Here is a 3,726-nt window from a genome sequence, read left to right on the forward strand (position 1 = left end):
AGTGAGTATACAAAAAATGCAGGAAAAACGACAATTTTATTCCGCCGTTTTCCTACATTTTACAACCGCCCTCTACACTATTATTAAGGCGATGATAAATCATTGAATATGTTTGTTTTGGTTTATAGATAGATAGGAGATAAATATGCTAGGAAAAAATAATCGGCAGATGTACCAAAACTTACATGTTGATCAACACCAGCATTGGGCTTTGCGGAAATTATCTTTAGGACTTACTTCAGTTTTAGTTTCAGTATCAATTTATGCTGGGACTAACGCAACAAAAGCTGAAGCTGCATCAAATCCTGCAGACAGTACAACTTCAGAAACAGAAATTACTGCCGGAACAGCAAGTACCAGTGGTTCTACAGCTATTTTGAAGACCAGTCAAGGAGGTTCAAGTACAACTTCAACAGCGAATAGCCCAGCTGCTTCAACTGCTAACTCATCAGCTACAGTTGCTAGCAACAATAGTTCGGCTACCGTAACAAGTCAAGCCACGAGCTCAGCCAATGCGACTAGCCAAAATGCAAATAGTAGTACTAAACAAGCTAGCTCAGCGAGCCAAACTAGCACAACTAACCTTAATGTCGCTGATTTAACTAGTGATCAAGCTAATGCCACAGCTAACTTGACGACTAATCTAGCGGTATCATCAAGTGCCAATACGCCGAATGTAATTACTCCTTCATACCAGGATACAACTTTTACGTTACCGGAAAAGGATAACTCTAATGCGGAGATTAATATTACTAAACCGACTGACTATCCACAAGTAGATTGGATTTCAAATGATTACTGGATTTTTGAAGAAGTCCACGAATGGACCGCTGTTGGTTATCGGCATGATTATTATGTGGCTGTTAAGGCCGATGGTTCTTCGACCCAAACTGGAACCGTTTATCTCTTTGATTCACGGAGCAAGCAGATGACTACCGTTGAAAAGGGACAATTTGTTCAATTAGCCGGTAATGATGGGGACCGTTTCTATAATTCTGGACGGACAATTTCATTCTTAAATGTTAATCAAACAAGTGGTAGTTACTATAAGCACTACAACGTTCTTTATTCTCTCTATAATAAATATGCTGATAATGAACAACCTTGGTACAATTCAGTTTCTGAATTCATCCCAATTTTAGGGCCACTCGTTGTCCATTATCAGGATCAAACTACGGGTCAAGAAATTATTAGTAGCACCGAAATCGCAATGATGACTGGAAATTCGTACGATGTTACTAATCCACCAAAGATTGATGGTTATACCTATGTTGGGGTAAAAAATAATACAACTGGCCATATTTCAAATTATAATGATGCCACAGTTGGTCAACAGTGGGATGAACATTTTGGCTTTTCACAACTAAGTAAGAATAGCTATGATGTCTACACAACCTATACTTATGAAGGAAAGAATACCGAAGGCGTTGGCAAATTCAAACTTGAAACTTACGTAGATGGATTGATTTATCATACGGATGAAATGGATTCCATGAACCCGGTAAGAATTATGTTACCGGATGGTGGTTACATTGATTTGGCGAACCCTTCGCTTCAAGGTGAAAATGATGTGACCTTCCTGTATAAGAAGAATCCTGATGATGTCGAAACTACGACTGAATCAAAGACTGTTAAACGGACCATCAAGTACATTGATAAGACGACTGGCGAAGCTATTCCAAGCAATTTAGCTAAACCGGTTGAACAAGACGTAACTTTGACCCGGACTAAGTCAACTAACAAGACGACTGGTAAAGTTACCTACGGCGATTGGACAGTTGCATCAGGTAGCTGGGACAAGGTTGTATCACCGGACTTGACTAACTATGGCTACACCGCTCCCGATAAAGCTTCTGTTGCAGCGGTAACGGTTGACGGCAATACCGAAAACAGTGATGTGAAGGTTTACTATGGCCACGCAACAACTACGATAACGCCGGACAACCCACAAAAGCCAGATACGCCAATCAATCCTAATGATCCGGACAGTCCGAAGTACACTAAGGATCAAACTGATGTAACCCGGGACGCTAGTCAAACCATTCACTACACTGGTGCTGGTGACAAGACGCCTAGCGATAACGTTCAAACGCAAAAGGACGCCTTCACGAGAACTGTGACGATCGACAAGGTAACTGGCAAGACCATTTCGACTACTCCTTGGACTGGCTCCAAGACCTTTGATCAAGTAACTTCACCACCTGTTGCTGACTACCATGCAGACAAGAAGGTAGCTGGCGGTTTGACGGCAACGCCAGATAATCCAAATGCAAGTGATACGGTAACGTATGCAGCTAACGGCAAGATTATTCCTGTTGATCCTAATGGTAATAAGATTCCAGATGTGCCAAATCCAACGTATCCGACTGATCCAACGGATCCAACCAAGGTAACGCCTGACGAACCGGTACCGGACATTCCAGGCTACACACCAGAAGTACCAACAGTAACTCCAAGTGATCCAGGCAAAGATACGCCGGTAGTTTACTATACAAGTCCGGCCGCAATCGTAAACTTTATTGATGAAGACTATGTCAATGCTCAAGGTAAGAAAGTACCAACTCAAATTGGCACGTCTGGTGGCTTGACTGGTAAGATTGGCGAAACCATTATTTATAGTGGTTATGATGCCAAACTGCAAAGTTATCTGGATAAAGGGTATGTCCTTGATAAGTCTGAATATCCAACTAAGGATGTTTATGATAATGATGACAAGACTTTACAAACTTTCAATGTTTACCTAAAGCATGGCACAACGACGGTAACGCCGGATAATCCAAAGAACCCTAATACGCCAATTAATCCTAAGGATCCAGATGGGCCTAAGTACACTGAAGACCAAACTAAGGTTAAGGTCCCTTCAACGCAAACCATTACTTACACTGGCGCTGGCGACAAGACGCCGGCTAAGGATGTCCAAACGGGTGAGTTTGATCGGACCGTCACGATTGACAAGGTAACCGGGAAAACGATCTCATCCACTCCTTGGACTTACACGGTTAATGGTAAGACGACCACTGGTGAAAGCTTGACTTACGGAACAAAGGATACCCCAGTCGTTGACGGTTACCATGCCGACAAGAAGGTAGCGGGTGGTTTGACGGCCACGCCTGAAAATCCTAATGTTGAGGATACGGTAACGTATGCTGCTAACGGCAAGATTATTCCAGTTGATCCTAATGGTAACAAGATTCCGGATGCGCCAACGCCAACTTACCCAACGGATCCAACCGACCCAACCAAGGTAGTGCCAGACGAACCAGTGCCTGATATTCCTGGCTACACGCCGGAAACGCCAACGGTAACGCCAGAAAAACCAGGCAAGAACACTAATGTTCCTTACACCAAGAACCCAACTACGCCAACTGAGGATAAGAGTTCATTCAAGGTTGTCTACGTTGACCAAAGCGATGATGGTGCAGTTTTGAAGACCGACTCTGAAAGCGGCAAGTATGGCGACCAGATCACCTACACGACTGCTGACACGATCAAGTCATTGGAAGACAAGGGCTACGTCTTAGTATCAGATGGCTTTACTGGTAAAGCCGGTTCAGAATTTAGCGATTCCAACAACGGCAAGACCTACACCGTTGTCCTCAAGCATGGCACTACAACGGTAACGCCATCCAACCCTCAAACACCTGGTCAACCAATCAATCCTAATGATCCAAACGGACCAAAGTACACTAAGGATCAAACGGACGTCACCCGGGACGCTACCCAAAC

General features: G+C 43.5%; 1 protein-coding gene. It reads left to right on the top strand.

Annotated elements, in window-relative coordinates:
- Positions 1-145: 145 nt before the first annotated feature.
- The coding region (locus tag H5993_RS08920; RefSeq protein WP_204777092.1) for a mucin-binding protein at positions 146-3,726 on the top strand (3,581 nt) is incomplete at its 3' end.

Origin of the sequence: Limosilactobacillus alvi (assembly GCF_016900115.1) — a bacterium.
GTDB lineage: Bacteria > Bacillota > Bacilli > Lactobacillales > Lactobacillaceae > Limosilactobacillus > Limosilactobacillus alvi.